At 58.9% G+C, this 25,846-nt stretch carries 21 protein-coding genes and 1 riboswitch; of the genes, 17 read left to right on the top strand and 4 right to left on the bottom strand.

From position 1 onward, the window contains the following. The first annotated feature begins 8 nt into the window (after positions 1-8). The 3 genes from ABFT80_RS17535 to ABFT80_RS17545 all read left to right on the top strand — a co-directional run bounded on the left by ABFT80_RS17535 (position 9) and on the right by ABFT80_RS17545 (position 3,095). Positions 9-827, top strand: coding sequence for a carbohydrate ABC transporter permease (locus ABFT80_RS17535; protein ID WP_347973378.1), 819 nt, complete (start codon positions 9-11; stop codon positions 825-827). Positions 828-996: 169 nt separating this feature from the next. Then, positions 997-1,278 (top strand): DUF2160 domain-containing protein, encoded by a 282-nt coding sequence (locus ABFT80_RS17540; RefSeq protein WP_347973218.1) that lies wholly within the window; start codon positions 997-999, stop codon positions 1,276-1,278. Between the two features lie 95 nt (positions 1,279-1,373). Then, entirely contained in the window at positions 1,374-3,095 is a 1,722-nt protein-coding gene (locus ABFT80_RS17545) for an ABC transporter substrate-binding protein (protein ID WP_347973219.1), read from the top strand. 53 nt (positions 3,096-3,148) lie between these two features. Here ABFT80_RS17545 and ABFT80_RS17550 read toward each other — a convergent pair whose 3' ends face one another. After that, entirely contained in the window at positions 3,149-3,565 is a 417-nt protein-coding gene (locus ABFT80_RS17550; RefSeq protein ID WP_347973220.1) for a DoxX family protein, read from the bottom strand. Further along, complete coding sequence (locus ABFT80_RS17555; protein WP_455189962.1) at positions 3,558-4,556, bottom strand: alpha/beta fold hydrolase; 999 nt, start codon at positions 4,554-4,556, stop codon at positions 3,558-3,560. The genes ABFT80_RS17550 and ABFT80_RS17555 overlap by 8 nt, the downstream gene beginning before the upstream one ends. A 298-nt stretch (positions 4,557-4,854) precedes the next feature. Between ABFT80_RS17555 and ABFT80_RS17560 the strand changes: the two genes are divergently transcribed. From ABFT80_RS17560 to ABFT80_RS17595, 8 genes are all read left to right on the top strand, one after another. After that, on the top strand, positions 4,855-6,966 hold the full coding sequence (locus ABFT80_RS17560; protein ID WP_347973222.1) for a TonB-dependent siderophore receptor: 2,112 nt from the start codon (positions 4,855-4,857) through the stop codon (positions 6,964-6,966). Further along, on the top strand, positions 6,966-8,186 hold the full coding sequence (locus ABFT80_RS17565; protein ID WP_347973223.1) for an MFS transporter: 1,221 nt from the start codon (positions 6,966-6,968) through the stop codon (positions 8,184-8,186). The genes ABFT80_RS17560 and ABFT80_RS17565 overlap by 1 nt, the downstream gene beginning before the upstream one ends. Before the next feature lie 91 nt (positions 8,187-8,277). Continuing rightward, positions 8,278-12,075, top strand: coding sequence for a methionine synthase (gene metH / locus ABFT80_RS17570; RefSeq protein ID WP_347973224.1), 3,798 nt, complete (start codon positions 8,278-8,280; stop codon positions 12,073-12,075). Positions 12,076-12,221: 146 nt separating this feature from the next. After that, positions 12,222-12,572 (top strand): IS1/IS1595 family N-terminal zinc-binding domain-containing protein, encoded by a 351-nt coding sequence (locus tag ABFT80_RS17575; RefSeq protein ID WP_347973225.1) that lies wholly within the window; start codon positions 12,222-12,224, stop codon positions 12,570-12,572. Further along, a complete protein-coding gene (locus ABFT80_RS17580; RefSeq protein WP_347973226.1) occupies positions 12,569-12,928 on the top strand; it encodes an IS1 family transposase in 360 nt (119 codons plus the stop codon). The genes ABFT80_RS17575 and ABFT80_RS17580 overlap by 4 nt, the downstream gene beginning before the upstream one ends. Before the next feature lie 275 nt (positions 12,929-13,203). Beyond that, a riboswitch (cobalamin riboswitch) is annotated at positions 13,204-13,407 on the top strand. Between the two features lie 120 nt (positions 13,408-13,527). Next, complete coding sequence (locus tag ABFT80_RS17585; protein ID WP_347973227.1) at positions 13,528-14,775, top strand: aromatic ring-hydroxylating oxygenase subunit alpha; 1,248 nt, start codon at positions 13,528-13,530, stop codon at positions 14,773-14,775. 189 nt (positions 14,776-14,964) lie between these two features. Then, positions 14,965-16,062, top strand: a complete 1,098-nt coding sequence (locus ABFT80_RS17590; RefSeq protein ID WP_347973228.1) for a hybrid-cluster NAD(P)-dependent oxidoreductase — start codon at positions 14,965-14,967, stop codon at positions 16,060-16,062. Positions 16,063-16,064: 2 nt separating this feature from the next. Beyond that, entirely contained in the window at positions 16,065-16,307 is a 243-nt protein-coding gene (locus ABFT80_RS17595; RefSeq protein ID WP_347973229.1) for a hypothetical protein, read from the top strand. Positions 16,308-16,348: 41 nt separating this feature from the next. Here ABFT80_RS17595 and rhaI read toward each other — a convergent pair whose 3' ends face one another. Together rhaI and ABFT80_RS17605 are read right to left on the bottom strand one after the other, a co-directional pair. Beyond that, on the bottom strand, positions 16,349-17,641 hold the full coding sequence (gene rhaI / locus ABFT80_RS17600; RefSeq protein ID WP_347973230.1) for an L-rhamnose catabolism isomerase: 1,293 nt from the start codon (positions 17,639-17,641) through the stop codon (positions 16,349-16,351). Between the two features lie 126 nt (positions 17,642-17,767). Further along, a complete protein-coding gene (locus ABFT80_RS17605; protein WP_347973231.1) occupies positions 17,768-19,870 on the bottom strand; it encodes a bifunctional rhamnulose-1-phosphate aldolase/short-chain dehydrogenase in 2,103 nt (700 codons plus the stop codon). A gap of 186 nt (positions 19,871-20,056) precedes the next feature. Here ABFT80_RS17605 and ABFT80_RS17610 point away from each other — a divergent pair, with 186 nt between their 5' ends. The 6 genes from ABFT80_RS17610 to rhaM all read left to right on the top strand — a co-directional run bounded on the left by ABFT80_RS17610 (position 20,057) and on the right by rhaM (position 25,844). Further along, positions 20,057-20,863: a DeoR/GlpR family DNA-binding transcription regulator gene (locus ABFT80_RS17610; RefSeq protein WP_347973232.1), complete on the top strand. Its 807-nt coding sequence runs from the start codon at positions 20,057-20,059 to the stop codon at positions 20,861-20,863. A 53-nt stretch (positions 20,864-20,916) separates the two neighbouring features. Continuing rightward, positions 20,917-21,912: a rhamnose ABC transporter substrate-binding protein gene (gene rhaS / locus ABFT80_RS17615; RefSeq protein WP_347973233.1), complete on the top strand. Its 996-nt coding sequence runs from the start codon at positions 20,917-20,919 to the stop codon at positions 21,910-21,912. A gap of 69 nt (positions 21,913-21,981) precedes the next feature. Then, positions 21,982-23,514 (top strand): sugar ABC transporter ATP-binding protein, encoded by a 1,533-nt coding sequence (locus ABFT80_RS17620; protein WP_347973234.1) that lies wholly within the window; start codon positions 21,982-21,984, stop codon positions 23,512-23,514. A gap of 1 nt (position 23,515) precedes the next feature. Beyond that, a complete protein-coding gene (locus ABFT80_RS17625; RefSeq protein ID WP_347973235.1) occupies positions 23,516-24,529 on the top strand; it encodes an ABC transporter permease in 1,014 nt (337 codons plus the stop codon). After that, positions 24,526-25,527, top strand: coding sequence for an ABC transporter permease (locus tag ABFT80_RS17630; protein ID WP_347973236.1), 1,002 nt, complete (start codon positions 24,526-24,528; stop codon positions 25,525-25,527). Before ABFT80_RS17625 ends, ABFT80_RS17630 begins: the two co-directional genes overlap by 4 nt. Further along, on the top strand, positions 25,527-25,844 hold the full coding sequence (gene rhaM / locus ABFT80_RS17635) for an L-rhamnose mutarotase (RefSeq protein ID WP_347973237.1): 318 nt from the start codon (positions 25,527-25,529) through the stop codon (positions 25,842-25,844). The genes ABFT80_RS17630 and rhaM overlap by 1 nt, the downstream gene beginning before the upstream one ends. Positions 25,845-25,846 lie beyond the last annotated feature (2 nt).

Raw genomic sequence — 25,846 nt, forward strand, 5'->3', positions numbered from 1 at the left:
CGAGGCGCATGCGGCGTCGCGGAGATGAGTCACGGCTCTGGTGGCTGGTGCCGACCATCTACATCATCTTCCTGATGCTGCCGATTTATTGGCTCATCAATATGAGTTTCAAGACCAATCAGGAAATTCTGGGCGCTTTTTCGCTGTGGCCGCAGAACCCGACACTGCGAAATTACGCGGTGATCTTCACCGACCCGTCCTGGTACAAGGGCTACATCAACTCCATCATCTATGTGGTCATGAACACGGTGATCTCGGTGTCCGTGGCGCTGCCTGCGGCTTACGCCTTTTCGCGCTACCGGTTCCTTGGCGACAAGCATCTGTTCTTCTGGCTGCTCACCAACCGCATGGCACCGCCTGCCGTTTTCGTGCTGCCTTTCTTCCAGCTTTATTCGGCCTTCGGCCTGATCGACACGCATATCGCGGTCGCGCTGGCGCACTGCCTGTTCAATGTGCCGCTGGCGGTCTGGATATTGGAAGGTTTCATGTCGGGCGTACCGAAGGAAATCGACGAAACGGCCTATATCGACGGCTATTCCTTCCCGCGCTTCTTCGTAAAGATATTCATGCCGCTGATCGCGTCGGGCATCGGCGTTGCTGCCTTCTTCTGCTTCATGTTCTCATGGGTCGAACTGCTGATCGCGCGCACGCTGACGACGACGGACGCGAAGCCTATTGCGGCAATCATGACGCGTACGGTCTCGGCTTCGGGAATGGATTGGGGGGTACTGGCGGCGGCAGGCGTGTTGACGATTATTCCGGGTGCGCTCGTCATCTGGTTCGTACGCAATTACATCGCCAAGGGCTTTGCCCTGGGGAGGGTGTGATGGGCTTAGTGAGCAAAAATCACCCCCCTCTGGCCTGCCGGCCATCTCCCCCTCAAGGGGGGAGATTATTCTCCTCATTGCCGCAGCTAATCTCCCCCCTTGAGGGGGAGATGGCCGGCAGGCCAGAGGGGGGTGGACCGGTTTCGTACCATCATCCGGAGGCACTCTCATGAACCTCTCATGGATGGCATGGACCGTGCCGACCGCGCTCTTCTTCGTTACCATATTGGCGCTGCTGATTGCCATGTCGGTCTGGGAATATGTCTCGCCCGGCGGCAATCCGCGCATTGGCCTGCTGCGCTTCGAGACGACGCGCGGCGACCGGCTGTTCATATCGCTGCTTGGCGCAGCGTTCATTCATCTCGCCTGGCTCGGGCTTGTCGGTCCGGATCTGTGGTGGGCAACGGCTCTGTCGGTGGCTTACGCCATCGGCGTATTCCGCTTCGTCTGATCAGCGAAACGGAGGGAGGAAGATCGACCGCGTCGATAGCTGGCTTCGCGGGGGCAAGAAACAGACAGCGAACCTTGTTTCAACGGGAGGAACTGATGAAACGTAATATTCTGGCTACGACGACGGCCATGGCACTGCTGGTTTTCACCGGCAGCGCTTTTGCCGACATGGACGCTGCGAAGAAATTCCTGGACGCCGAGATCGGCGATATGTCCGCGCTGGACCGCGCGGCGCAGGAAGCTGAAATGCAATGGTTCATCGATGCCGCGAAGCCTTTTGCCGGCATGGACATCAAGGTCGTTTCTGAAACGATCACCACGCATGAATATGAATCGAAGACGCTGGCCAAGGCGTTCTCGGAAATCACCGGCATCAAGCTGACGCATGATCTCATCGGCGAAGGCGACGTGGTGGAAAAACTGCAGACGCAGATGCAGTCGGGTGAAAACGTCTACGACGCCTATGTCAACGATTCCGATCTGATCGGCACGCATTGGCGCTACCAGCAGGCGCGCAACTTGACCGACTGGATGGCCAATGAAGGCAAGGACGTCACCAGCCCGACGCTCGACCTTGCCGATTTCATAGGCACATCTTTTACCACCGCGCCGGACGGCAAGCTCTACCAGCTTCCCGACCAGCAATTCGCGAACCTCTATTGGTTCCGGTACGACTGGTTCAACGACGAGAAGAACAAGGCCGATTTCAAGGAGAAGTACGGCTACGATCTCGGCGTGCCGGTCAACTGGTCGGCCTATGAAGACATCGCCGAATTCTTCACCGGACGCGAGATCGACGGCAAGAAGGTCTACGGCCATATGGATTATGGCAAAAAGGACCCGTCGCTCGGCTGGCGCTTCACCGACGCTTGGCTTTCGATGGCAGGCAATGGCGACAAGGGCATTCCTAACGGATTGCCGGTCGATGAATGGGGCATCAAGGTCGATGAGAATTCGCGCCCTGTCGGCTCCTGCGTCGCGCGTGGCGGCGATACGAACGGCCCGGCCGCGGTCTATTCCATCCAGAAATATCTGGATTGGATGAAGGCTTATGCACCACCGGAAGCACAAGGCATGACCTTCTCGGAAAGCGGTCCCGTTCCTGCGCAGGGCCAGATCGCGCAGCAGATCTTCTGGTACACGGCTTTCACCGCCGATGCCGTGAAGAAGGGTCTGCCCGTGGTCAATGAGGATGGCACGCCGAAATGGCGCATGGCTCCCTCGCCGCATGGCGTCTACTGGAAGGACGGCATGAAGCTTGGCTATCAGGATGTGGGTTCCTGGACATTGCTGAAATCCACGCCGGAAGATCGCGCCAAGGCGGCCTGGCTTTACGCCCAGTTCGTCACTTCGAAGACAGTCGATGTGAAGAAAAGCCATGTCGGCCTGACGCTCATCCGCGAATCTTCGATCCAGCACGAGAGCTTCACGAAGCGTGCGCCGGAGCTTGGTGGTCTGATCGAGTTCTACCGCTCGCCAGCCCGCAAGCAATGGTCGCCGACGGGCACGAACGTTCCTGATTATCCAAAGCTGGCACAGCTTTGGTGGCAGGCGATCGGCGATGCGTCGTCGGGTGCGAAAACCCCACAGGAAGCCATGGACTCGCTCTGCGCCGAGCAGGAAAAGGTCATGGAACGTCTTGAGCGCGCAGGCGTGCAGGGCGACATCGGTCCGAAAATGGCCGAAGAGCACGACATCGAGTTCTGGAACAAGGATGCCGTCGCAAAGGGCAATCTCGCTCCGCAGCTCAAGATCGAGAATGAAAAGGAAAAGCCGCAGACCATCAGCTATGACGAGCTGGTGAAAAGCTGGAATTGACCTGAGTTAAGTTACGGGGCGGAAAGGAAGGCGGCGCAAATGCCGCCTTCTTTTTAGCTTTTGCGGGAAGCGAAGGGCCAGTCGATGACCCCGCCCGCATGGAGCGCCCACCACACGAACACCGGCTGAAATGCCAGTCTGGGAATGTGATACATCCAGGCGAGGCTGCTGGCATCGACCGCCGATAGCCCGTCGATCGCATGCTTGATATTGGCCGGATAAACGCAGACGGCGTAAAGCGCCAATGCTACGCCAGCGAGCCAGCGAAACCTTGACGTGAGCAAAGCGGCAGCGCCGATGATTTCGCAAACGCCGGTCGCAAGGATCACGAAATGCGGGTAGGGCACCCAGGAAGGCGTGATGGCAAGCAGCGGTCCGGCGAACGGAAAGTGCAGAATACCTGCGAGCAGATAGATACCCGCCAGAACGAGCCGGGAGGTCCAGCGTTCAGGGGCCGCGAGACTAGTCACCGGCGATACGCTTTTCGACCTGTCGCGCGATCGCTTTGAGGTTGCGGCGCTTTCCGGCGATTTTTTCTATCGCCGCAACCGCCAGATCGTTTGCGATATAATCCGATTTGTGGCCGAGATTGCGGACCACGATCAGCTCCGATCCCTTGATCGCGCGCGAAAGCTGACGCGAGTGGATTTCGGGAGAAACAATGTCGTCCGTATCGCCCGTTATGATGATCGTCGGCACCTTGATCTCCGGATAGCGCGGTGAGACGCGCTTCGTCCAATCCTGAAGGTTCGCGATTTCCTTGGCATTGTGCCGGAAGGCTGCCGGTTGCAGCGATTGCATCGCCTTCGTTTCGGAAATGTAAGTGTCGGGGCGCTTGTTGGGCGCGAAGACGGCGTCGATCGCCGTGTTCATGGCAACCAGTCCGACAGCGGGTACGACCAAGCCGCTGAATACCCATCCGAGCACAGGCGCGCGCGCCGCCTGATAATACCACGCGACACCGCCCGGCCATGGGTAGACGGCGGGCGAGAGCAGAACGAGGCCTAGCACCTTGTCCTTGTGATTGAGCGCGAATGCGGCTGCGACCGCGCCGCCATAGGGATGGCCGACGATGATCGCTTTTTTGATCCCGCGCTTTTCCATGAGCGTTGCAATCGCATCTGCCTGACCATCCGGGAGCGTATTCGCCGCGCCGCCTACGTCGGAGCGCCCGTGTCCGGGCCTGTCAACGAACAGGAGTTGCGCACGCCCTTCGAGCTTTTCACGAAACGAGAAAATCGGATCGTAGAGGCTCGTGCTCGCGCCATGGATGAAGACGATCGGAGGAAGCTCCGCACGCCCCTTCGGTTCAAGCAGAACGCTGTTCAGCGTGTAGCCGCCAACATCGGTAAGCACCGCCGGCGTCTTTGGTTCTGCGACCGCCGCGCTCCAGCTTAAAAGGAGAGCAAACCATACGAAGATGACGCGGGATAGAAGACTGCGGTGAAACCTGAAATGCATGAAGATCCATGAATTGGCTGGCATGAAGGGCGCTGCGCTCTCGGCGCACAATCAACTATACGCACAAACGCGCGGTTTGGTTTCTCCGGCGCCTTTCACGAACGTCCGGGGCCGACAGCAATCAGCCAAATCTCAGCCGTGCATTGTGGATTCAGGCCGCCGCTGTTGAAAGGCAGCCACACCTCACCAGCATCACGAATGGAAGCTCAAGACGACATACAATATTACTTGACTCTTTTAGTCATATTTGTGAACCGCCTCGCACATATTTCATGCGCTTCGTACAAGGAGATCGGGTGTGCGGGTTGGACTGAGAAGAAATCGTCTGGGACGTATCCTTTTGGGCGGTGTTGCCCTGATCGGCCTAACTCAGGCCAGCTATGCGCAGGATGAGGAAAATCCGATCGTGCTCGACGCCATAAACGTCGAAGCTCAGAGTAACGACATCCTGAAACAGAGCGGTTATGTCGCCAAGGAGGACCGTATCGGCACGAAGGTCGATACGCCGATCGCCAAAATTCCTCAGGCGATTTCAGTGATCACGCAACGTCAGATCGAGGATCAGGAACCGCGGACGCTGAATGAGTCCCTGAACTATACGGCAGGGGCCAATCCCAACACTTTCGGTCTCGACACGCGCTACGACGCATTCTTCCTGCGCGGTTTCCCGGCCTATTACAACGGCATGTTCCGCGACGGTTTGCGCCAGTACAATGGTCCGTCCGCCTGGTTCAAGACCGAACCCTATGGCATTGAAGGCATCACGGTGCTGAAAGGTCCAGCCTCGTCGCTTTATGGCGTCAGCGGTCCGGGCGGCATCGTCAATGTCGTGACGAAGCGACCGAAGGAAGAGCAGTTCCGTGAAGTGGAGGTGCTTTTCGGCGAGCACGGCCGCGCACAGACCGGGTTCGATTTGTCCGGCCCGGTCAATGAAAGCGGCAGCATGCTCTATCGCTTCACCGGGCTTGGCCGGGTAAGCGACACTGAACTCCCCGCCTATCCCGATGACAAGATTTATCTGGCTCCGGCCTTCACGTTCAAGCCTGACGAAGACACGAAACTGACGATCCTCGGCGAATATTCCAAGAGCAAGGTCGGCGGAACGGCCATCTACTACAATCCTGCACCGGGCCAGATTTCCAATATCTACGAAGGCGACCCGGCCTGGAACGATTTCGACCAGGAACAGGCCCGCATAGGCTATGAATTCGAACACCGTTTCAACGACTGGCTGACCGTCCGCCAGAACCTGCGCTACAACACGGTAGACAGCGATCTGGAATATAGCGGCCACTATACGCTCGGCCCGGACCTGCCGCTTGAGCGTTTTTGGGGCCACTACACCGAGAAAATGAAGAACTTCGTCGTCGATAACATGGCGCAGTTTGAATTCGACACTGGCGCGGCCAAACACACAGCGGTCGCCGGGATCGACTACGCCTGGGCTGAGTACGACGCATATAGCGGCCTATCCTACGTTTCGGTGGATGACATAAAGGCTGCACCGGTTCCTTTTTCCGGCGGCCAGCGCATGAATCAGGTCGGCATCTATCTGCATGATCAGGTTGAGTGGAACGATTTCACGCTCTTTGCCAGCGGTCGTTACGACTGGGTCGATACAGATTCAAAGGACGCGGCTTTCACTGAAACGAACCAGAAGGACAGCGCGTTCTCAGGGCGTTTTGGGCTTTCCTATGCGACCGAATGGGGCATCATGCCCTATGTGAACTATTCGACCTCGTTCTCCCCAAATATCGGCCTCGTCTATGACGACGTTACCAGCGACGTCACCCGTTTTGCGCGGCCAACGAAGGCAACGCAGAAAGAGATCGGCATCAAATATGAGATTCCGGGCTACAACGCCGTCATAAGCGCGGCCCTGTTCGATATTGATCAGAAAGATGGTGTGGTTTTCGACGCCTCCACCGGCATAAACAAGCAGCGCCAGCTTGACCTCAATTCGCGCGGTTTCGAGCTGGAAGCCAATGCCACGCTGGACAATGGCCTCGGCATCATCGCCTCGTATACCAATCTTCGGATGAAGATCGAGCGCGGCGCGGAAGGCACGAACGGAAACGAGCTTTCCGCGACGCCCAATCACATCTTCTCGCTTTGGGGGCAGTATCAGTTCGAAAGCGGAACTCTCGAAGGGCTTGGTCTGGGTGCGGGCGTACGCGTCACCAGCAGCAGCTTCGGCGACGATTTCAATACGTACAAGAACGACGCGCGCGCATTGGTGGATGCGGCGGTTTCCTATGATTTCGGGTATCGGAATCCGGACCTGAAAGGTCTGAAACTTCAGGTGAACGCCAAGAATTTGTTCGACAAGCAGGAAGTCACTTGCTCGGCAGGCTTCTGCTATCGTGATGAAGGGCGCTCGGTCCTCGGCAGCCTGCGCTATCGTTTCTGATGTTGGACAAGGCTGAAGCGAAGGCCGCATCATCATCGCCGGTCGCCATTTTCACGGCGATCGGCGGTCTTTACGTGGCGCAGAGCATTATCGGCGGAATTACCTGGGCCGGTCTGCCGGCGGTCATGCGCAACGAGGGCATGTCGCTCGATCGCATCGGCCTGCTGTCGCTGATCGCATTGCCGTGGGCGCTGAAATTCCTTTGGTCGCCCGCGGTCGAAAGGTTCCGCCTGCCGCCGGTCGGACGCAACCGCTCCGGCATCATCGTGCTTATCGGCGGCCTTGCGTCCGTCGCCGGACTTGTGGTGGTGGGCGCGCTCGGACCGGCAATGCTCACTCCGGTCCTTATATGCCTGACGCTCATTGCGTTCGCCGCTTCCACGGTCGACATCGCCTGCGATGGCTATGCGGTCGAGAGCCTGTTCAGGGAAAATCATGGCTGGGGCAACGCTGCGCAGGTCGGCGGTGCTTATCTCGGCTCGGCGATCGGGGCTGGTTTGTTTCTGGTGATCGTCGATAGGTCTGGATGGCAGACTGGCGTCTGGAGCATGGCGCTCTTGCTCGTTCTGCTTGGCATTCCGTTCATGCTTCGCGCAGGAAAGGCCACGCTGGTCGAGACGCGGGAGCATGTGCCTTCGCTCGCATCGGCGCTGCGCAGACCCGAAATCCGTCGTGGGTTGCTTGCAGCCGCAGTTTATGTGGTGGCGCAGAAGGTCGCGCTTGGAATGGTCGGCCCGTTCCTCATCGACGCCGGGTTCGATCTGACCACTGTCGGCCTGCTGAACGGTGCAGGCGCCATGTTCGTCGGCCTCGCGGCAGCATTGCTGGGCGGTACACTCGTCAGGATTTGGGGCATAAGCGCCGTGCTTGTGCTGGCCGTGGTTTTGCAGGCGATGGCTTTGGCTTTTTTCGCCGTGTTCAATCAGTTCGACACCATTCCCAAAGCGCTCCTCATGGCCGTTTCGGTTGCAAGCTCGTCGGGCATCATGGCGCTCGGTTTCGTGGCGCTTTACGCCCAGTTCATGCGTTGGTCAGACCCGAGGCAGGCGGGTGTGGATTTTACGCTGTTCCAGTGCATGGATGCCTTGATCAGCATGCTCGGCGGCATCGTTGCGGGCTATGCGGCGCAATATCTCGGCTACACCGTGTTTTTTGGCTGCGCGAGCGTGATCGCGATCCTTGCCATACCTATCATTGCGAAGGTTTCGGACCGGAATTGATCCATAATAGGTTATCGCTCGACTCGATGCGAATATTGACATAAACATATCTTTATGTGATCTGGTAGGCTTGTCGCTTTAGCTTATTCGGATGTCGCAAATGAAATCTGCCCTCGACGAACTGTTCGGCCCGGAAGCGGCGCGCCCCGATGGCTCGGAGGTGTTGGCTGCTTTGCGCAAGGCCGCAAGCGAACGCATCCTCGTTCTCGACGGCGCGATGGGCACGCAGATTCAGGGTTTGGGCTTCAATGAGGACCATTTCCGCGGCGACAAATTCGCCGGCTGCGCCTGTCATCAGCAGGGCAATAACGACCTTCTGATCCTGTCGCAGCCCAAGGCGATCGAGGAAATCCATTATCAATACGCGATCGCCGGTGCCGACATCGTCGAGACGAACACGTTTTCGTCCACCTCGATCGCGCAGGCCGATTACGGCATGGAAGACGCGGTTTACGAGCTGAACCGCGACGGCGCGCGGCTGGTGCGCCGCGCGCTTATCCGCGCTGAGCAGGAAGACGGCAAGCGCCGCTTCGTCGCTGGCGCGCTCGGCCCGACGAACCGCACGGCGTCCATGTCGCCGGACGTCAACAATCCCGGCTACCGCGCGGTCACGTTCGACCAGTTGCGCATTGCCTATGGCGAACAGTTGCGCGGTCTGATCGACGGCGGCGCCGACATAATCCTGATCGAGACGATCTTCGACACGCTGAACGCCAAGGCTGCGATTTTCGCCTGCGAGGAAATCTTCATCGAGAAGGGCGTGCGCCTGCCGCTGATGATTTCGGGTACGATCACCGACCTTTCGGGACGCACGCTTTCCGGCCAGACGCCGACGGCTTTCTGGCATTCGCTGCGCCACGCCAGCCCCTTTACCATCGGCCTGAACTGCGCTCTCGGCGCAAACGCAATGCGCGCGCATCTGGCCGAGATTTCGGGCGCTGCGGACACGTTCACCTGCGCATATCCAAATGCCGGTTTGCCCAACGAATTCGGACAGTATGACGAGAGCCCGGAATTCATGGCAGCGCAGATCGAGGAATTCGCCCGCGAAGGTCTGGTCAATGTGGTCGGCGGGTGCTGCGGCTCGACGCCGGAGCACATTCGCGCAATTGCCGACGCCGTTTCGAAATATCCGCCGCGCGAAATTCCCGACCACAAGCCGCAGATGCGGCTTTCCGGGCTCGAACCTTTCACGCTCACCGACGAGATCCCCTTCGTCAATGTCGGTGAGCGCACCAACGTCACCGGCTCTGCCAAATTTCGCAAGCTGATTACGGCGGCGGACTATGCAGCCGCACTCGATGTGGCGCGCGATCAGGTCGCCAATGGCGCGCAGATCATCGACATCAATATGGATGAAGGCCTGATCGACTCGCAAAAGGCGATGGTCGAATATCTGAACCTCATCGCTGCCGAGCCAGATATCGCCCGCGTGCCGGTGATGATCGACAGTTCGAAATGGAATGTCATCGAGGCCGGCCTGAAATGCGTGCAGGGCAAGCCGATCGTCAATTCCATCTCCATGAAGGAAGGCGAGGCGGCTTTCCTGCATCATGCGCGTCTTTGCCGGGCCTATGGCGCGGCGGTCGTCGTTATGGCGTTCGACGAGCAAGGGCAGGCTGATACGCAGGCCCGCAAGGTCGAGATTTGCACGCGGGCCTACAAGCTTCTGACGGAGCAGGCTGGTTTTCCGCCGGAAGACATCATTTTCGATCCGAACGTTTTCGCCATCGCGACGGGTATCGAGGAACACGACAATTACGGTGTCGATTTCATCGAAGCGACCCGCGAAATCGTCGAAACTCTGCCGCATGTGCATATTTCCGGCGGCGTTTCGAACCTGTCCTTCTCGTTTCGCGGCAATGAGCCGGTGCGCGAGGCGATGCATGCCGTGTTCCTGTATCACGCGATCCAGGTCGGCATGGATATGGGCATCGTCAATGCCGGGCAGCTTGCCGTCTATGAATCGATTGATCCCGAACTGCGCGAAGCCTGCGAGGACGTGGTGCTCAACCTTGCGCCGAAGGGCGGCGGCACGGCGACCGAGCGCATGCTGGAGCTTGCCGAGCGCTATAAGGGCACGGCCGGAAAAGAGGCCAAGGAACGCGATCTCGCGTGGCGCGAATGGCCAGTCGAAAAGCGGCTCGCGCATGCGCTGGTCAATGGCATAACCGAATTCATCGATCTGGACACGGAAGAAGCCCGCCAGAACGCCGAGCGCCCGCTTCATGTCATCGAGGGTCCGCTCATGGCCGGCATGAATGTGGTCGGTGACCTATTCGGCGCTGGCAAGATGTTCCTGCCGCAAGTGGTGAAATCGGCGCGTGTCATGAAGCAGGCGGTGGCACTTCTCCTGCCTTACATGGAGGCGGAAAAACTCGCAAATGGCGGCGACGGCAAGCGCCAGAGCGCGGGCAAAATCCTCATGGCGACAGTCAAGGGCGACGTTCACGACATCGGCAAGAACATTGTCGGCGTCGTGCTCGCCTGCAACAATTACGAGATCATCGATTTGGGCGTCATGGTGCCCGCGACGAAAATCCTGCAGATCGCGCGCGACGAAAAGGTCGATATTATCGGTCTTTCCGGCCTCATTACGCCGTCGCTCGACGAAATGGTGCATGTCGCTTCCGAGATGGAGCGCGAGGGTTTTGAAGTGCCGCTGCTGATTGGCGGCGCGACCACCAGCCGGGTGCATACGGCGGTGAAAATTCACCCGCGTTATGATCGCGGACAAGCGGTTTATGTCACGGATGCAAGCCGCGCGGTCGGCGTGGTTTCCAGCCTGCTTTCACCTGAGGCGAAGGAGAATTACGTCAGCACGGTTCGCGCCGAATACAAGAAAGTATCGGATGCACATGCGCGCTCCGAGGCCGAAAAGCTGCGCCTGCCCCTGGCGCGGGCGCGGGCCAATGCGCATCGCATCGACTGGAGCGCATACCAGCCGCCCAAGCCAAAGTTCCTCGGCACGAAAACCTTCGAGACCTGGGATCTGGCCGATCTTGCGCGTTATATCGACTGGACGCCATTCTTCCAGACTTGGGAGATGAAGGGACGCTATCCGAAAATCCTCGATGACGAAAAGCAAGGCCCTGCTGCACGCCAGCTCTTCGAGGACGCGCAGGCGATGTTGAAAAAGATCATCGAGGAGAAATGGTTCGCGCCGAAGGGCGTCATCGGCTTCTGGCCAGCCAATGCCGTTGGCGACGATGTGCGCCTCTACAGCGACGATACGCGCACCGAAGAACTCGCGACCTTCTTCACGCTGCGCCAGCAACTGGCAAAGCGCGACGGCAAGGCCAATGTCGCGCTGTCGGATTTCGTGGCGCCAAAGGATAGCGGCAAGGCCGATTATCTCGGCGGCTTCGTGGTCACGGCGGGCATCGAGGAAGTGGCGATTGCCGAGCGTTTCGAGCGTGCCAACGACGATTATTCCTCGATCCTCGTCAAGGCGCTTGCCGACCGTTTCGCGGAAGCCTTTGCCGAGCGCATGCATGAATGCGTGCGCAAGGAATATTGGGGCTATGCGCACGACGAGAATCTGCAGCCGGACGAGTTGATAGGCGAGCCATATCGCGGCATCCGCCCGGCACCCGGCTATCCGGCGCAGCCCGATCATACCGAAAAGGCGACCTTGTTCGAGTTGCTCGATGCCGAGCGCAATTCCGGCGTTTCGCTGACCGAAAGCTATGCAATGTGGCCGGGCTCGTCGGTTTCGGGCATGTATTATGCGCACCCGGAAAGCTACTATTTCGGTGTCGCCAAGGTCGAGCGCGATCAGGTCGAGGATTACGCTGCGCGCAAATCCATGCCTTTGCGTGAGGTTGAGCGGTGGCTGGGGCCGATCTTGAATTATGTGCCTGCGCCACATGCGGAGGCGGCGGAGTAAATCCTGGCGCGGTTTCTGTTTTGACAGAAACGTGGGCACCCCCCTCTGCCCTACCGGGCATCTCCCCCGCAAGCGGGGCATTGTTTACATCTGACTGTTTTTGGATTCTTCTGCTGCCTGTCATGTGATTTGGTGGGAGAAGAAGGATGGACTGTCCAAATTGCCAGAGCCAGGATTTGCGCAAGACCGGTCGCAAGGACGGGGCGCAACGCTATTGCTGCCGGTCGTGCGGACGCTACTGTACGGATAGGCCTCGCCGGTTCAGCCCGCAAACCAAAGCGCAGGCTGTGGACATGTATCTCAACAATGTCGGCATCCGCAAAATCGCGCGCTTTGTCGGCGCCTCGCCGGCCGGCGTGTTGCGCTGGATACGCAAGGAGCATGAGGCCGTGCAGGCGCGGCTGGCCAAGTCTGGCCCAGCCTGTGTGACTGAGGCCGACATTATCGAGATGGACGAGATCTATACTTTCGTTCAAAAAAACAGCAGCGGGCGGTGATCTGGACCGCCTTCAGCCGCCGTCAGAACCGGGTCGTTGCCTATCATATCGGCGACAAGGGCGTGACGAGCGCCATGACCATCTACCGGCTCGTCAAACAGGCCGTGGGCACGATCGAGGCGATCTATACCGATGCCAACTCCAGCTATCATCTGGCCTTCGAGCGCATGGGGATCGGCGAGCCTCATACCCAGACCAAGGCGCAGACACATCTGATCGAGGCATCCAACTCATCGATCCGCGACAACCTCGCCCGCTTCAACCGTCGATCAAAGCGCTTTTCAAAAACCCATCAGATGCTCGACATAACCCTCGCTCTGTTCTTCAACAGGCATCTAATTACGAGTCCAATGTAAACACTGCCCTCAAGGGTGGAGATTATCCTGTCATGAAAGCGCGGCGCTAATTGCTGACATTGCAGAATGAAGGCGGCGAGTTGCATAGCCAATCTCCCCCCTTGAGGGGGAGATGCCCGGCAGGGCAGAGGGGGGTGATGTCCCGCAAGCGTTTCTATTTAAAATGAGATGCACCACCCTTCCGAAATAGGCGGCCTTCAATTCTAAACATCGCCAGTGTCGCCCGACGCGTATGCGATGTCGCATTCGCATCGGCGGTGCAGACGCGACAGTGTTTACATGAAGCCACTTCAGGTGCTGGCCCCTTCAACAGGGCCGGAGAATTGGGAAGCCGGTTTAAATCCGGCGCTGCCCCCGCAACGGTGGTGGAGCTAATCACGGTGGGAGACCACTGGGCCGAATGGCCTGGGAAGGTGTCCGTGAGGGTCCGGCGGGACCAGCTCCAGAGCCCGGAAACCAGCCTGAGGAGATTTGAACTCGACTGATCGCGGTGGGCGGTCAAGCGGTAGATCATTGTGCGGTGCCTTGAAACAGGCGTCCGCCCGATCGTCTTCCCCTGAAATCACCACCAGTTCAGTCCTTAATTGCGAGGACAGGACATGGACGCACGCAACGAAATGCTGAGGCAGATACGCAGCCGCAAGGATGGGTTCAGCCTCGAACAGGCCTTTTACACCGACCCCGACTATTTCAAGCTCGACCTTGAAATGATCTGGTACCGGGACTGGCTTTTCATCGGTCACGATTGCGAGCTTCCCAAGCCCGGCAGCTACATCACCGCGCAGGTGGGCGATTATCCCGTCGTCATCGTGCGCGACCAGAAGGGCGACATCCGCGCCTTCCACAATTCATGCCGTCACCGCGGCAGCCGCGTTTGCAGCGCCGCCAAAGGCACGGCCGCAAAGCTCGTCTGCCCCTATCACCAGTGGACTTACGAGCTAGACGGACGGCTGCTTTTCGCACGCCAGATGGCGGAGGATTTCGATAAGAGCCAGTTCGGCCTGAAGCCGGTCGCCTGCGAATCCATCGGCGGCTATATCTTCATCTGCCTGGCCGATGAACCCGTCGATCTGGCGCCCGCCCGCGCGCTGATCGAGCCATACCTAGCGCCGCACCGATTGCGCGAGACGAAGGTCGCGTTTGAAAGCACTATCATCGAAAAGGGAAACTGGAAGCTCGTCTGGGAAAACAACCGCGAGTGCTACCATTGCGCCGGAAACCATCCCGAACTTTGCAAGACCTTCCCGGAAGCGCCGACTGTAACCGGCGTCAATGGGGCCGACAGCGACCCGGAAATGCTGGCGCATTGGCAGAAATGCGAAGCAGCAGGCCTGCCCAGCCGCTTCCGCATTGCCGATGACGGTCAGTTCCGCGCGACACGTGCGCCGCTGCTGCGCGATGCTGTCAGCTACACGATGACGGGCAAACGCGCGGTGAAGAAGAACCTGTCCGACAGCGTCAGCACCGACCGCATCGGCTCGATGCTGCTCTACCATTATCCGACGACATGGAATCACGTGCTTGGCGACCACGCTGTCACCTTCCGCGTGCTGCCGATCAGCGCGACCGAGACGGCGGTGACGACCAAATGGCTGGTTCACAAGGATGCGGTCGAGGGCGTCGATTATGATCTGGCCGAACTCACCCATGTCTGGACTGAAACCAACGATCAGGACCGCCGTATCGTCGAGGAAAACGCCTTCGGCATCAAATCGCCGGCCTATGAGCCCGGCCCGTACTCGCAGGAGCATGAAGGCGGCGTGATGCAATTCCTCGAATGGTACTGCAATTTCATCGAACCGCGCCTAGCGGATGGTGAAAAGCCTGCGCTTCGTAGCGTGGCGTGAGGGACGGGAGATGTTTGTGCCCTACGTTGCCCCCCTCTGTCCTGCCGGACATCTCCCCCACAGGTGGGGAGATTACGCAATTTCGTCGACACGGCTGATCTCCCCCCATGTGGGGGAGATGGGCGGCAGCCCAGAGGGGGGCAACGTAGAGTGCCGTACCTTTGAAGTTCGCTGCGAAAGCACTCACCCATGAACGCCGCCGTCAGCCTCTACAAACATCTCGACGAGATGATGCCGTGGAACGACCGGCTTCAGGTGCTGGAGTGTATCGCCGTCACCGACGAAGCGCCGGACGTCAAAACCTTCACCTTCCGCTCGGACAACCAGACGTGGTTCCGCTACCAGCCGGGCCAGTTCATCACATTCGAACTGCCGACGGCACCCGAACCGCTGATGCGCACCTACACGCTGTCGTCCAGCCCGTCGCGACCGTTCTCGATTGCCGTTACCGTCAAGGCGCAGGCTGGCAGCATCGGCACACGCTGGATGTTCGACAATCTGAGGCCGGGCGAACTGGTCAAGGCTTACGGGCCGACCGGCGATTTCTCGCTGCATAATTATCCGTCCGCGAAATACCTGTTCATCTCGGCGGGTTCGGGCATCACGCCGATGATGTCGATGACGCGCTGGCTCAACGATTGCTCGCCGGAAACCGATGTCTCCTTCGTCAACTGCGCGCGGCGTCCGGAAGAGATCATCTTCCGCAAGGAACTGGAATTGCTGGGCAGCCGTATGCCGGGTCTCGGTCTCGGTTTCCTGATCGAGGAGCGTTCTAGCCGCGAAAGCTGGTTCGGCCATATGGGCCGCATCGATGCGGTTCGCCTGCCGCTACTCGCGCCCGATTTCAGGGAGCGCGAGATTTTCTGTTGCGGCCCTGAGCCTTTCATGCGGGCCGTGCGCGAAATGCTGCAATCGGCAGGTTTCGATATGGAGCATTATCATCAGGAAAGCTTTCACGCGCCGGTCGAAGTCGTGCCAGCGCCTTTTTCCGATGTGGAAATGCCTGCCGGAACCGAAGTCCCACAAAGCATATCGGTGCGGTTTTCACTCTCGGACGTCGATACAGAATGCTTTTCGGGCCAGACGGTTTTGCAGACGGCGCGTGCCTCCGGCGTGCGTATTCCGGCTGCCTGCGAGTTCGGATTGTGCGGAACCTGTAAGGTTCGCAAGGTCGCGGGCGATGTCGAGATGAGCCACAATGGCGGCATTCTCGATCATGAAATCGACGATGGGTTCATCCTTGCCTGCTGCTCGAAGCCACTCGGCGCAATCGAGATCGAGGCCTGACGATGGGATCTGAAAACGATACCCGCCCTGGCCTGATTGCACGCGAACGACGCAGCGGACCGACGCCGAAAATGGCTCAGGCCTGCCCGGAGGATGTGCTTTTGTCGTGGCTCATGTGGCTGCCGGAGGGAACGGACCACGCGCAGGCTGCCAGAAAAGAGATCGCGAAACTCGAGACGAAGGGGCCACTGCCGCAGAATTTGCAGCGGCTTCGCGACCTTTTTCTCGAAATTTCCGCCCGGTAATTGCGAAAAACGCGCCGGATTCCAGCGCGTTTTTCTAAAACTCAGACGATGCCGCCGCTTCCGCCTGCCACCGCAGGACGTTCCGCCGCGACTTTCTGGCGATAGCCGCTTGTGCGATATGCAGCGACCGGATCGATAGCTCCGCCTGAAATCTGACGTGCCGAGGCCAGTATCGGCTCGACATCGGTGCGGTATGCAGCCTTCAAGGTCTGCGTTGCCATCAGCGCGTCGTTGGTTTCCTGGAAGTCGTAGAGCTTCTTGCGATCAACCAGCAAAGCGGCGGCATAGGCGCGCTGGACTTCGATTGCCGAGAGCATCAGGCTTTCGATCGGGTCCGTTACATTGTGGCTCTGGTCGAGCATATGTGCTGGATCGAAGCTTTCGGCCTTGTTGAGTTCCGCATCGACCAGCTCGTTGAAAACGAGGAACAGGCGGTACGGATCGATCGATCCGGCATCCAGATCGTCGTCGCCATATTTGGAATCGTTGAAGTGGAAACCGCCCAGTTTCTTGAACTGGATCAGGCGGGACACGATCATCTCGATATTGACGTTGGGCGCATGGTGGCCGAGATCGACGAGGCAATAGGCCTTTTCGCCCAGTTCCTGCGCGATGATGTAGTTGGTGCCCCAATCCTGCACGACGGTCGAATAGAAGGCCGGTTCGTACATTTTGTGTTCGGTGAACAGCCGCCAATCGTCCGGCAGGCCGGCATAGATCGCCTTGGCTGAATCCAAATAGCGTTCGAATGCGCGGGCGAAATTCACCTGTCCGGGGAAGTTCGAGCCGTCGCCGATCCAGATCGTCAGCGCCTTGGAGCCGATCTCGCGGCCGATCTCTATGCATTCGAGATTGTGCTCGACTGCCTGATTGCGCGCACCGGAATCGGCGTTGGTCAGCGAGCCGAATTTATAGCTGTGCTTCTGCTCGACGGCATCGGAAAAAGTGTTGGAATTCATAGCGTCGAAGCCCATGCCGAAGCGGCTTGCCGCCTGCTTCAAGCGCTTCGGGTCGGCCTTGTCCCATGGAATGTGCAGCGAAACGTTGGGCGTCGCGCGGGTCAATTGCTGGATGACTGCGCAATCCTCGATCTTGTCGAAAATATCGCGCGGCTCGCCTGCACCCGGAAAGCGGGCGAAGCGCGTGCCGCCGGTGCCGACACCCCATGATGGGACCGCGACGGAGAAAGCGGCGACCTTGTCGCGGATCGCGTCGATTGCGATGCCGCGCCGGTCAAGGCGCTCACCAAGCGATTCATAGTCGCGCTTGAGTTCGGCCTCGCGGCTGGCGTTTTCGCGTTCGAGAATGTCCGCGGAGATGATGTTTTCGGTCAAATTCGCCTCCCTTATCACCCTTCTCCGCCTCTCCCCCTGAACAGGGGGAGGATTGAAGCGAGCAGCCGAAAGGCCGAAGGGTTTTTCGATATAGTTGCGTTTGTAACTAACGGTCGAAATCGAGACTTATCGCGTAAAGCTCTGCGAATTTCCGGCATCGACATTGATGATGTTACCGGTCGATTTGGCAGACATATCGGACGCCAGGAAGAAGATCGCCTCCGCAATGTCTTCCGGATAGACGCCGAGCTTCAGCATGGAACGCTTGCGGTAATGCTCCTCGAGTTCGTCGGTCGACATCTTGTAGGCTGCCGCGCGCTGTTCCTTCCACTCGCCGCTCCAGATTTTCGAGCCGCGAAGAACGGCATCCGGGTTGACGACATTGACGCGGATTTGCGCGTCAGCGCCTTCGAGTGCGAGGCAGCGTGCGAGGTGGATTTCGGCTGCCTTGGCGGTGCAATAGGCCGACGCGTTGGGAGATGCGGCCAGACCGTTTTTCGAGGCGACGAACACGACGTTACCGCCGATCTTCTGGACGCGGAACAGCCTGAATGCCTCGCGGCTGACGAGGAAATACCCCGTCGTCAGGATATCCATATTCTTGTTCCAAAGCTCGAGGCTGGTTTCCTCGATGGGGGCTGCCGAAGCGAGGCCGGCATTCGAGACCAGAATGTCGATGCCGCCGAACTCGACTGCGGTTTCCACGAAGCCAGCGATGACTTCGCTTTCGCTGGTGACGTTGACCTTGGCAGGGCGGACGAAATCGGCACCGAAGACTGCACTGAGTTCTTCCTTGGCCGCGTTCAGTGCGTTCTCATCGATGTCTGCCAGCACGACGCATGCGCCGTCGCGCAGAAGGCGCGCTGCCGTTGCCTTGCCGATGCCGCCGGCACCGCCGGTAACAAGCGCGACCTTGCCGGCCAATGGCTTGGGCTTGGGCATGCGCTGAAGCTTTGCCTCTTCGAGAAGCCAATATTCGATGTCGAACGCTTCCTGCTCAGGCAGGCCGACATAGGTCGAGACGGTCGATGCGCCGCGCATGACGTTGATCGCGTTGACATAGAACTCTGCGGAGATGCGGGCCGTCGCCTTGTCCTTGGCGAAGGTGATCATGCCGATGCCGGGAACCAGATAGACGACCGCGTTCGGGTCGCGCATCGGCGGGCTGTCGGCGTGCTTGCAGCGCTCGTAATAGGCGGCGTAGCCTTCGCGATATTCCTCGACCGCCTTGGAAAGTCCGGCAATCGTTGCGTCAATATCCGGGTTGGCCGGATCGAAATCGACGACGAGCGGACGGATTTTGGTGCGCAGGAAATGGTCCGGGCAGCTCGTTCCGAGGGCGGCCAGCGCTTCCAGTTCATTCGAGGAAACGAATTCGAGCACTGCGGCCTGATCGTCGAAATGGCCGACCTTGCGTTCGGTGGCCGAGACGAAACCGCGAATTGCGGGCATCAGCTTTGCAGCAAGGGCGCGGCGTTCGGCAGGTGGGAGGATGTTGCGTTTAGTCCCGCCGAACGCCGCCTTGCTGGCGGTCTGTTCTTCAAACCACTCGATTGCGCGATTGATGATGCGAATTGTCGTTTCGTAGCTTTCCTTGGCCGTGTCGCCCCATGTGAAAAGCCCGTGGCTTTCGAGCACGACGCCCGTTGCTTCCGGGTTTTCAACACAGAATTTTTCAAGCCACAGCCCCAATTCGTAGCCCGGCTTCTTCCATGGCAGCCAGCCGATTTCGCCGCCGAAGATCGCCTGCGTCAGCTCTTTGCTGTTCTTCGAAGCGGCAATCGCGATCACCGCATCGGGGTGCATGTGATCGACATGCTTGCGCGGCACATAGGCGTGAAGCGGCGTATCGATGGAGGCTGCGCGCGGATTGAGGTTGAAAGTGCAATGGGGCAGGTAGGCCACCATCTCGTCTTCGAAGTCGACGCCGCGATAAAGGTTTTTGAGGTCGTTCAGCTTGTCCATGTAAAGCGTGGAAAAGCCGTCGAGCTTGATCGTGCCGACATCGCCGCCGGAGCCCTTGACCCATAGCACTTCAACCTGCTTGCCGCTGAGAGGGTCTTTTTCCATGACCTTGGCGGAGGTGTTGCCGCCGCCATAATTGGTGACGCGCTTGTCCGAGCCGAGAAGGTTCGAGCGGTAGACCAGCCGCTCGGACTCCGACATTCCGGCCGCTTTCGCTTCGTCCCACAGATTGGCGAGGCGCGTGTTGGAGCGCGTTTCGAGCATGGTCATCCTCCCTATGCGCACAGATGGCGGCATTGAATTTTGACCGATTATTTCCACCACTTGTTTGGCAGTGTCAATCAAAAACGATCACGATCGATCATATTGCACTGCACAATGAATTAAAATGATTGAAGTTGATTGACACTGCGCGGTTTGACTGAATTAATGTTGAGAGTGGGAGGAACCATGCACGAAAAAGAACGCCATCGGATCATTCAGTCCGCCGTCCAGGAAAAACCTGTGGTGACGGTGCAGGAGCTTGTCGAGTTGACGGACTCCTCGGAAGCGACGATCCGGCGCGATATAGCAGCTCTTCATGTGCAAAAGCGCCTGCGCCGTGTGCGCGGCGGAGCGGAGGCGATCACGCCGCCGCAATTCATCGGCCTTGCTGGTCGGCCCTTCAGCGTCAACGAAACGATCAACACCTCCAAGAAGCGCGCGATTGCCCGCGAAGCTGTCGAGCTTTGCGGAGATGGCGAGCCGATCATCATCAATGGCGGCACGACGACATTTCAGATGGTGCATTTCCTGTCGAACCGCAGGATGCCGATCTTCACCAATTCATTCCCGATAGCCGAGCATTTGCTGAAGCATTCCAAGAATACGGTGATGCTGTCCGGTGGCACGATCTATCGCGAGCAGAACATCATTCTGAGCCCGTTCGACAATGACGTGACGCGCAATTTCTACGCGCGGCGCATGTTCATGGGCGCGCGGGGGCTTGGGCCGCTGGGGCTTATGGAAGGCGACCCGCTTCTCATTCAGGCCGAGCAGAAATTGATCGATCAGGCCGACGAGCTTGTGGTGCTGATCGATTCCTCGAAATTCCGGCAGCGTTCCAGCCTTATTCTTTGCGGGCTAGCGCGCATCCACACCGTCATCACGGATGATGGTGTGGAAGACCGGGAAGCAAAGATGCTGGAAAGTGCTGGCGTCGAACTGATCGTCGCGCGCTCGGCAAAGGATAAGGAAGAATCTTCGCTGCAGGCGTGAAAGGGGTTCGCGTGTGTGGTGCTGATGAATGTAACGCTCAAGGGAGGTAATCGATGAGCATTGTGAAGAAACTGCTTGTAACGGCGGCAATGACCGCTGCGATGATGGTAAGTGCTGCCCATGCCGATCCGGTCAAGATCGGCCTGGTCGTCAAGTCGCTCGGCAACGGCTTCTTTGAAGCCGCCGACAAGGGCGCCAAGGAAGCTGCCAAGGAACTCGGCGATGTCGAGATCATCTACACCGGCCCGACCTCGACGACGGCTGAAGGCCAGATCGAAGTCATCAACGCGCTGATCGCACAGAATGTCGATGCGATCGCGATTTCCGCGAACGATCCCGACGCCGTCATCCCGGCTCTGAAGAAGGCCGCACAGCGCGGCATCAAGGTCATTTCGTGGGATTCTGGCGTTGCCAAGGAAGGCCGCATCGTTCACCTCAACCCGTCGTCGAACGCGTTGATCGGCAAGATGTGCCTGCAGCTTGCTGCTGCTCATTTGCCGGAAGGCAAGGGCGACTTCGCAATCCTTTCTGCAACCACCACTTCGACCAACCAGAACATCTGGATCGAAGAGATGAAGAAGCAGCTTGCGGATTTCCCTGGCCTCAACCTCGTGACGACCGTCTATGGCGACGATCTGGCCGACAAGAGCTATCGTGAAGCGCAGGGCCTTCTGACCTCGCAGCCGAACGTTAAAGTCATCGTTGCGCCGACGACCGTTGGCGTGCTGGCGGCTTCTCAGGCTGTTGCCGATGCCAAAAAGATCGGCGACGTCTACGTGACCGGCCTTGGCCTTCCGTCCGAAATGGCGGGCGCGATCAAGTCGGGTGCGACGAAGGAATTCGCCATCTGGAACCCGATCGACCTCGGCTATTCCGCAACCCAGATCGCCTATCGCCTCGTCAAGGGCGAAGCTGACGGCGCACCGGGCAGCGAAATCGAGGCAGGCCGCATGGGCAAGATCAAGGTCGACGAAAATGGTGAAGCCGCCATGTCCGACCCGTTCGTCTATGACGCGTCCAACATCGACGAATTCTCCAAGATTTTCTAATCGACGAGAACCGGTAAACAGGCCCGGCGGCACTTTCCCGCCGGGCCAACTTTTCAAAATGGTTTCAAAATGAATTCAGCCCTTCAGGAAAAGCCGGAAGTACAGCCAGCGCCCGGCGCGGCCCTGTTGGAAATGCGCGGCATTTCCAAAAGCTTCCCCGGCGTGAAGGCGTTGGACGACGTCAATATCCAGCTTTATCCAGGCCGCGTGACGGCGCTGATCGGTGAGAACGGCGCGGGCAAATCCACCCTCGTCAAAATCCTGACTGGCATCTATCACCCCGACGAAGGCGAAATCCTGATCGACGGTGCGCCGGTCGCGCTGACGACCGCGCAGGATGCGGTGATGCATGGCGTGACGGCGATCCATCAGGAAACCGTGCTGTTCGATGAATTGTCGGTCGGCGAAAACATATTCATCGGCCATGCGCCGAAAAACCGCTTCGGTCTGGTGGACTGGAAAGTCATTCACGAGCGCGCGGCGACATTGCTGCAGTCGCTCGAAATCAACATCCCGTCGCGCACGCGCCTCAAGGATTTGTCCATCGCGCAGCGGCATCTGGTGGCGATTGCCCGCGCGCTTTCGGTCGATGCGCGCATCGTCATCATGGACGAGCCGACGGCAGCCCTGTCGCGCAAGGAAGTGGACGATCTGTTCCTGATCGTCGAGCGCCTGAAAAAGCAGGGCAAGGCCATCCTGTTCATCAGCCACAAATTCGATGAGGTCTATGAGATCGCCGATGACTACGCGGTTTTCCGCGACGGAAAATCGGTAGGTCACGGTGCGCTGAAAGATGCCGCGCAGGACCATATCGTGCGGTTGATGGTTGGCCGTTCGGTCGACAAGGCATTTCCGAAGCTCGACGTCGCGATTGGCGACACGGTGCTGAAGGTCGAAAACTATTCGCACCCGACCGAGTTTCGCGGCATCTCCTTCGATTTGAGGCGCGGCGAGATTCTCGGCGTTTACGGACTTGTCGGGGCAGGGCGCTCGGAGCTTTCGCAGTCGATCTTCGGCGTGACGCGGCCGGGCAGCGGAAAGCTTGTCCTCGACGGCAAGGAAATCGAGATACGCTCGCCAGCCGATGCGATCAATGCAGGCATCGTCTACGTGCCGGAAGAACGCGGACGGCACGGCACCGTGCCGCAAATGCCGATCTATCAGAATATCTCGCTGCCTTCGCTGCGGCGAACCACGCGTTCGGGGTTCCTGCGCGTGGCGGAAGAACTGGCGCTGGCGCGCAAATATGCCGAGCGCTTCGACCTGCGCGCAGCTTCGCTCTCGGTGCCTGTCGGGACGCTTTCCGGCGGCAACCAGCAGAAGGTGGTGATCGGCAAATGGCTGGCGACAGCGCCGAAGGTCATCATCCTCGACGAGCCGACCAAGGGCATCGACATCGGTTCGAAAGCCGCCGTTCACGCCTTCATCAGCGAGCTGGCCTCGGAAGGCTTGAGCATCATCATGGTGTCCTCCGAACTGCCGGAGATTCTGGGCATGTCCGACCGGGTTCTGGTGATGCGCGAAGGGCTGATGGAAGGGATTTTCGACCGCGAAGGTCTGGACGCCGAGACGCTTGTTCGCGCCGCGACGGGAAACGCATGACATGAAAGCATTTTTGAAAAACCGCGAATTCCTGCTGGTCGGCATCATCGCGATCCTGATTGCGGCATTTTCGACCCGTGCACCGGGCTTTGCGAGCCCGAAAAACCTTGCAAACATCTTCAACGATACGTCGATCCTGATGATCCTGGCGCTCGGGCAGATGGCGGTGATCCTCACCAAATCCATCGATCTTTCAGTTGCAGCAAACCTCGCCTTCACCGGCATGGCGGTCGCGATGCTCAACGCTGCGCATCCAGAATTGCCGCTGGCGTTGCTGATCGTCGTTGCGATGGGCATCGGCGCCATTCTCGGCGCGATCAACGGTCTGCTGGTCTGGAAGCTCGACATTCCGTCCATCGTGGTGACGCTCGGAACGCTGACGATCTATCGCGGCATGGCCTTCGTGCTTTCGGGCGGCGGCTGGGTGAACGCGCATCAGATGACGGCGAGTTTCCTGCAAACGCCGCGCCAGCTTTTCCTCGGCCTGCCGCTGCTCGGCTGGACTGCGGTTCTGATCACCGTGATCGTCTACATCATCATGACGCGCTCCTTCTTCGGACGCGCGATCTACGCTTCTGGCGGCAATCCGACCGCTGCGGTCTATGCAGGCATCGATGTCGGGCGCACGCGTTTCACGGCATTTGTCATGTCCGGTACGCTGGCTGGTCTCTGCGGCTATCTCTGGGTGTCGCGCTATGCGGTCGCATATGTCGATATCGCCGCAGGCTTCGAACTCGACACGGTCGCGGCAAGCGTCATCGGCGGCATTTCGATTGCTGGCGGCATCGGTACTGTCGCGGGTGCAGTGCTCGGCGCGCTGTTCCTCGGTGTGATCAAGAACGCATTGCCCGTCATCAACATCTCGCCCTTCTGGCAAATGGCGATTTCCGGCTCGGTCATCATTCTGGCCGTCGTTTTCAATGCGAGGCAGGAACGCAAGCGCGGGCGCATAATCCTGCGCGACCGTGGCGTGGATGAAGCAAGCGAACCTGCTTCCAAAGAGGTGACGGCATGAGCGCGGTAACTGAAAAGCGCCACATCCCGGACCGTCTCGGCACGTCCATCACGCGGCTTTTCGCGAGCTGGGAGTTTCTGCTGCTCTGCGTGGCTGTCGCGATCTTCATCGCGAATTCCTTTGCCTCGCCCTACTTCCTGAACGCCTGGAACCTGTCGGACGCGACATTCAATTTCACCGAAAAGGCCATGATCGCCTTTGCCATGGCACTGCTGATTATAGCGGGCGAGATCGATCTTTCAGTCGCCGCGATCATCGCGCTGGCCTCCACCGCGATGGGTGCTGCGGCGCAAGCGGGCGTCGGCACGGCGGGACTGGTGGGCATCGGCATTGGAACGGGACTGGCCTGCGGTGCCTTCAACGGCGCATTGGTCGCAGGGCTGAAACTGCCTTCCATCGTCGTCACCATCGGCACGATGAGCCTGTTTCGCGGCATTTCCTATATCGTGCTCGGCGATCAGGCCTATGGCAGCTACCCGGCAAGTTTTGCGTTTTTCGGGCAGGGCTATGTGTTCTGGGTCATTTCGTTCGAATTCGTGCTGTTTGCCGTCCTGGCGGTGATTTTCGGCGTCGTGCTGCACGCGACTTCGTTCGGCCGTCGCGTTTTCGCCATCGGCAACAATGAATTCGCCGCGCGCTTTTCGGGTATTCCGGTCGAGCGCATCAAGTTCACGCTGTTCCTGTTGACGGGCTTGATGTCGGGCATCGCAGCCGTGTGCCTCACTTCTCGTCTCGGCTCCACGCGTCCTTCGATCGCGCAGGGCTGGGAGCTTGAAATCGTCACCATGGTCGTGCTCGGCGGCGTGTCGATCCTCGGCGGGGCGGGCTCCATTGCAGGTGTCGTCATCGCTGCCTTCGTCATGGGTCTGGTGACATTCGGACTTGGCCTGTTGAATGTGCCCGGCATCGTCATGTCGATCTTCATCGGTCTGCTGCTGATCATCACGATCTCGCTGCCGATCATCATCCGCAAGATCGGCGGAAGGCGCCCGATCTGATGGCCGAGAAATATGCATTCAAGATGAAGCTCAATCCCGGCATGAAGGCCGAGTACAAGAAGCGCCATGACGAAATCTGGCCGGAACTTTCGGCGCTGCTCCATGAAGCGGGCGTGACCGACTATTCCATCCATCTTGATGAGGAGACGAACATCCTGTTCGGCGTTCTGTGGCGCAAGGACGGGCATGGCATGGACGATCTGCCCGACCATCCGGTCATGAAGCGCTGGTGGGCGCATATGGCGGATGTCATGGAAACCAGACCCGACAATGAACCAGTGTCGGCGCCGCTGGAAACCGTCTTTCACATGAACTGATC

The organism is Foliimonas ilicis, from assembly GCF_039939195.1.
GTDB lineage: Bacteria > Pseudomonadota > Alphaproteobacteria > Rhizobiales > Rhizobiaceae > Foliimonas > Foliimonas ilicis.

Excerpts from the sequence above, each read along its gene's own strand:
- ABFT80_RS17535 (WP_347973378.1), top strand. The coding sequence starts at position 9 with ATGCGGCGTCGCGGAGATGAGTCACGGCTCTGGTGGCTGGTGCCGACC.
- ABFT80_RS17540 (WP_347973218.1), top strand. The coding sequence starts at position 997 with ATGAACCTCTCATGGATGGCATGGACCGTGCCGACCGCGCTCTTCTTC.
- ABFT80_RS17545 (WP_347973219.1), top strand. The coding sequence starts at position 1,374 with ATGAAACGTAATATTCTGGCTACGACGACGGCCATGGCACTGCTGGTT.
- ABFT80_RS17555 (WP_455189962.1), bottom strand. The coding sequence starts at position 4,556 with ATGCATTTCAGGTTTCACCGCAGTCTTCTATCCCGCGTCATCTTCGTA.
- ABFT80_RS17565 (WP_347973223.1), top strand. The coding sequence starts at position 6,966 with ATGTTGGACAAGGCTGAAGCGAAGGCCGCATCATCATCGCCGGTCGCC.
- metH (WP_347973224.1), top strand. The coding sequence starts at position 8,278 with ATGTCGCAAATGAAATCTGCCCTCGACGAACTGTTCGGCCCGGAAGCG.
- ABFT80_RS17575 (WP_347973225.1), top strand. The coding sequence starts at position 12,222 with ATGGACTGTCCAAATTGCCAGAGCCAGGATTTGCGCAAGACCGGTCGC.
- ABFT80_RS17585 (WP_347973227.1), top strand. The coding sequence starts at position 13,528 with ATGGACGCACGCAACGAAATGCTGAGGCAGATACGCAGCCGCAAGGAT.
- ABFT80_RS17590 (WP_347973228.1), top strand. The coding sequence starts at position 14,965 with ATGAACGCCGCCGTCAGCCTCTACAAACATCTCGACGAGATGATGCCG.
- ABFT80_RS17595 (WP_347973229.1), top strand. The coding sequence starts at position 16,065 with ATGGGATCTGAAAACGATACCCGCCCTGGCCTGATTGCACGCGAACGA.
- ABFT80_RS17605 (WP_347973231.1), bottom strand. The coding sequence starts at position 19,870 with ATGCTCGAAACGCGCTCCAACACGCGCCTCGCCAATCTGTGGGACGAA.
- ABFT80_RS17610 (WP_347973232.1), top strand. The coding sequence starts at position 20,057 with ATGCACGAAAAAGAACGCCATCGGATCATTCAGTCCGCCGTCCAGGAA.
- rhaS (WP_347973233.1), top strand. The coding sequence starts at position 20,917 with ATGAGCATTGTGAAGAAACTGCTTGTAACGGCGGCAATGACCGCTGCG.
- ABFT80_RS17620 (WP_347973234.1), top strand. The coding sequence starts at position 21,982 with ATGAATTCAGCCCTTCAGGAAAAGCCGGAAGTACAGCCAGCGCCCGGC.
- ABFT80_RS17625 (WP_347973235.1), top strand. The coding sequence starts at position 23,516 with ATGAAAGCATTTTTGAAAAACCGCGAATTCCTGCTGGTCGGCATCATC.
- ABFT80_RS17630 (WP_347973236.1), top strand. The coding sequence starts at position 24,526 with ATGAGCGCGGTAACTGAAAAGCGCCACATCCCGGACCGTCTCGGCACG.
- rhaM (WP_347973237.1), top strand. The coding sequence starts at position 25,527 with ATGGCCGAGAAATATGCATTCAAGATGAAGCTCAATCCCGGCATGAAG.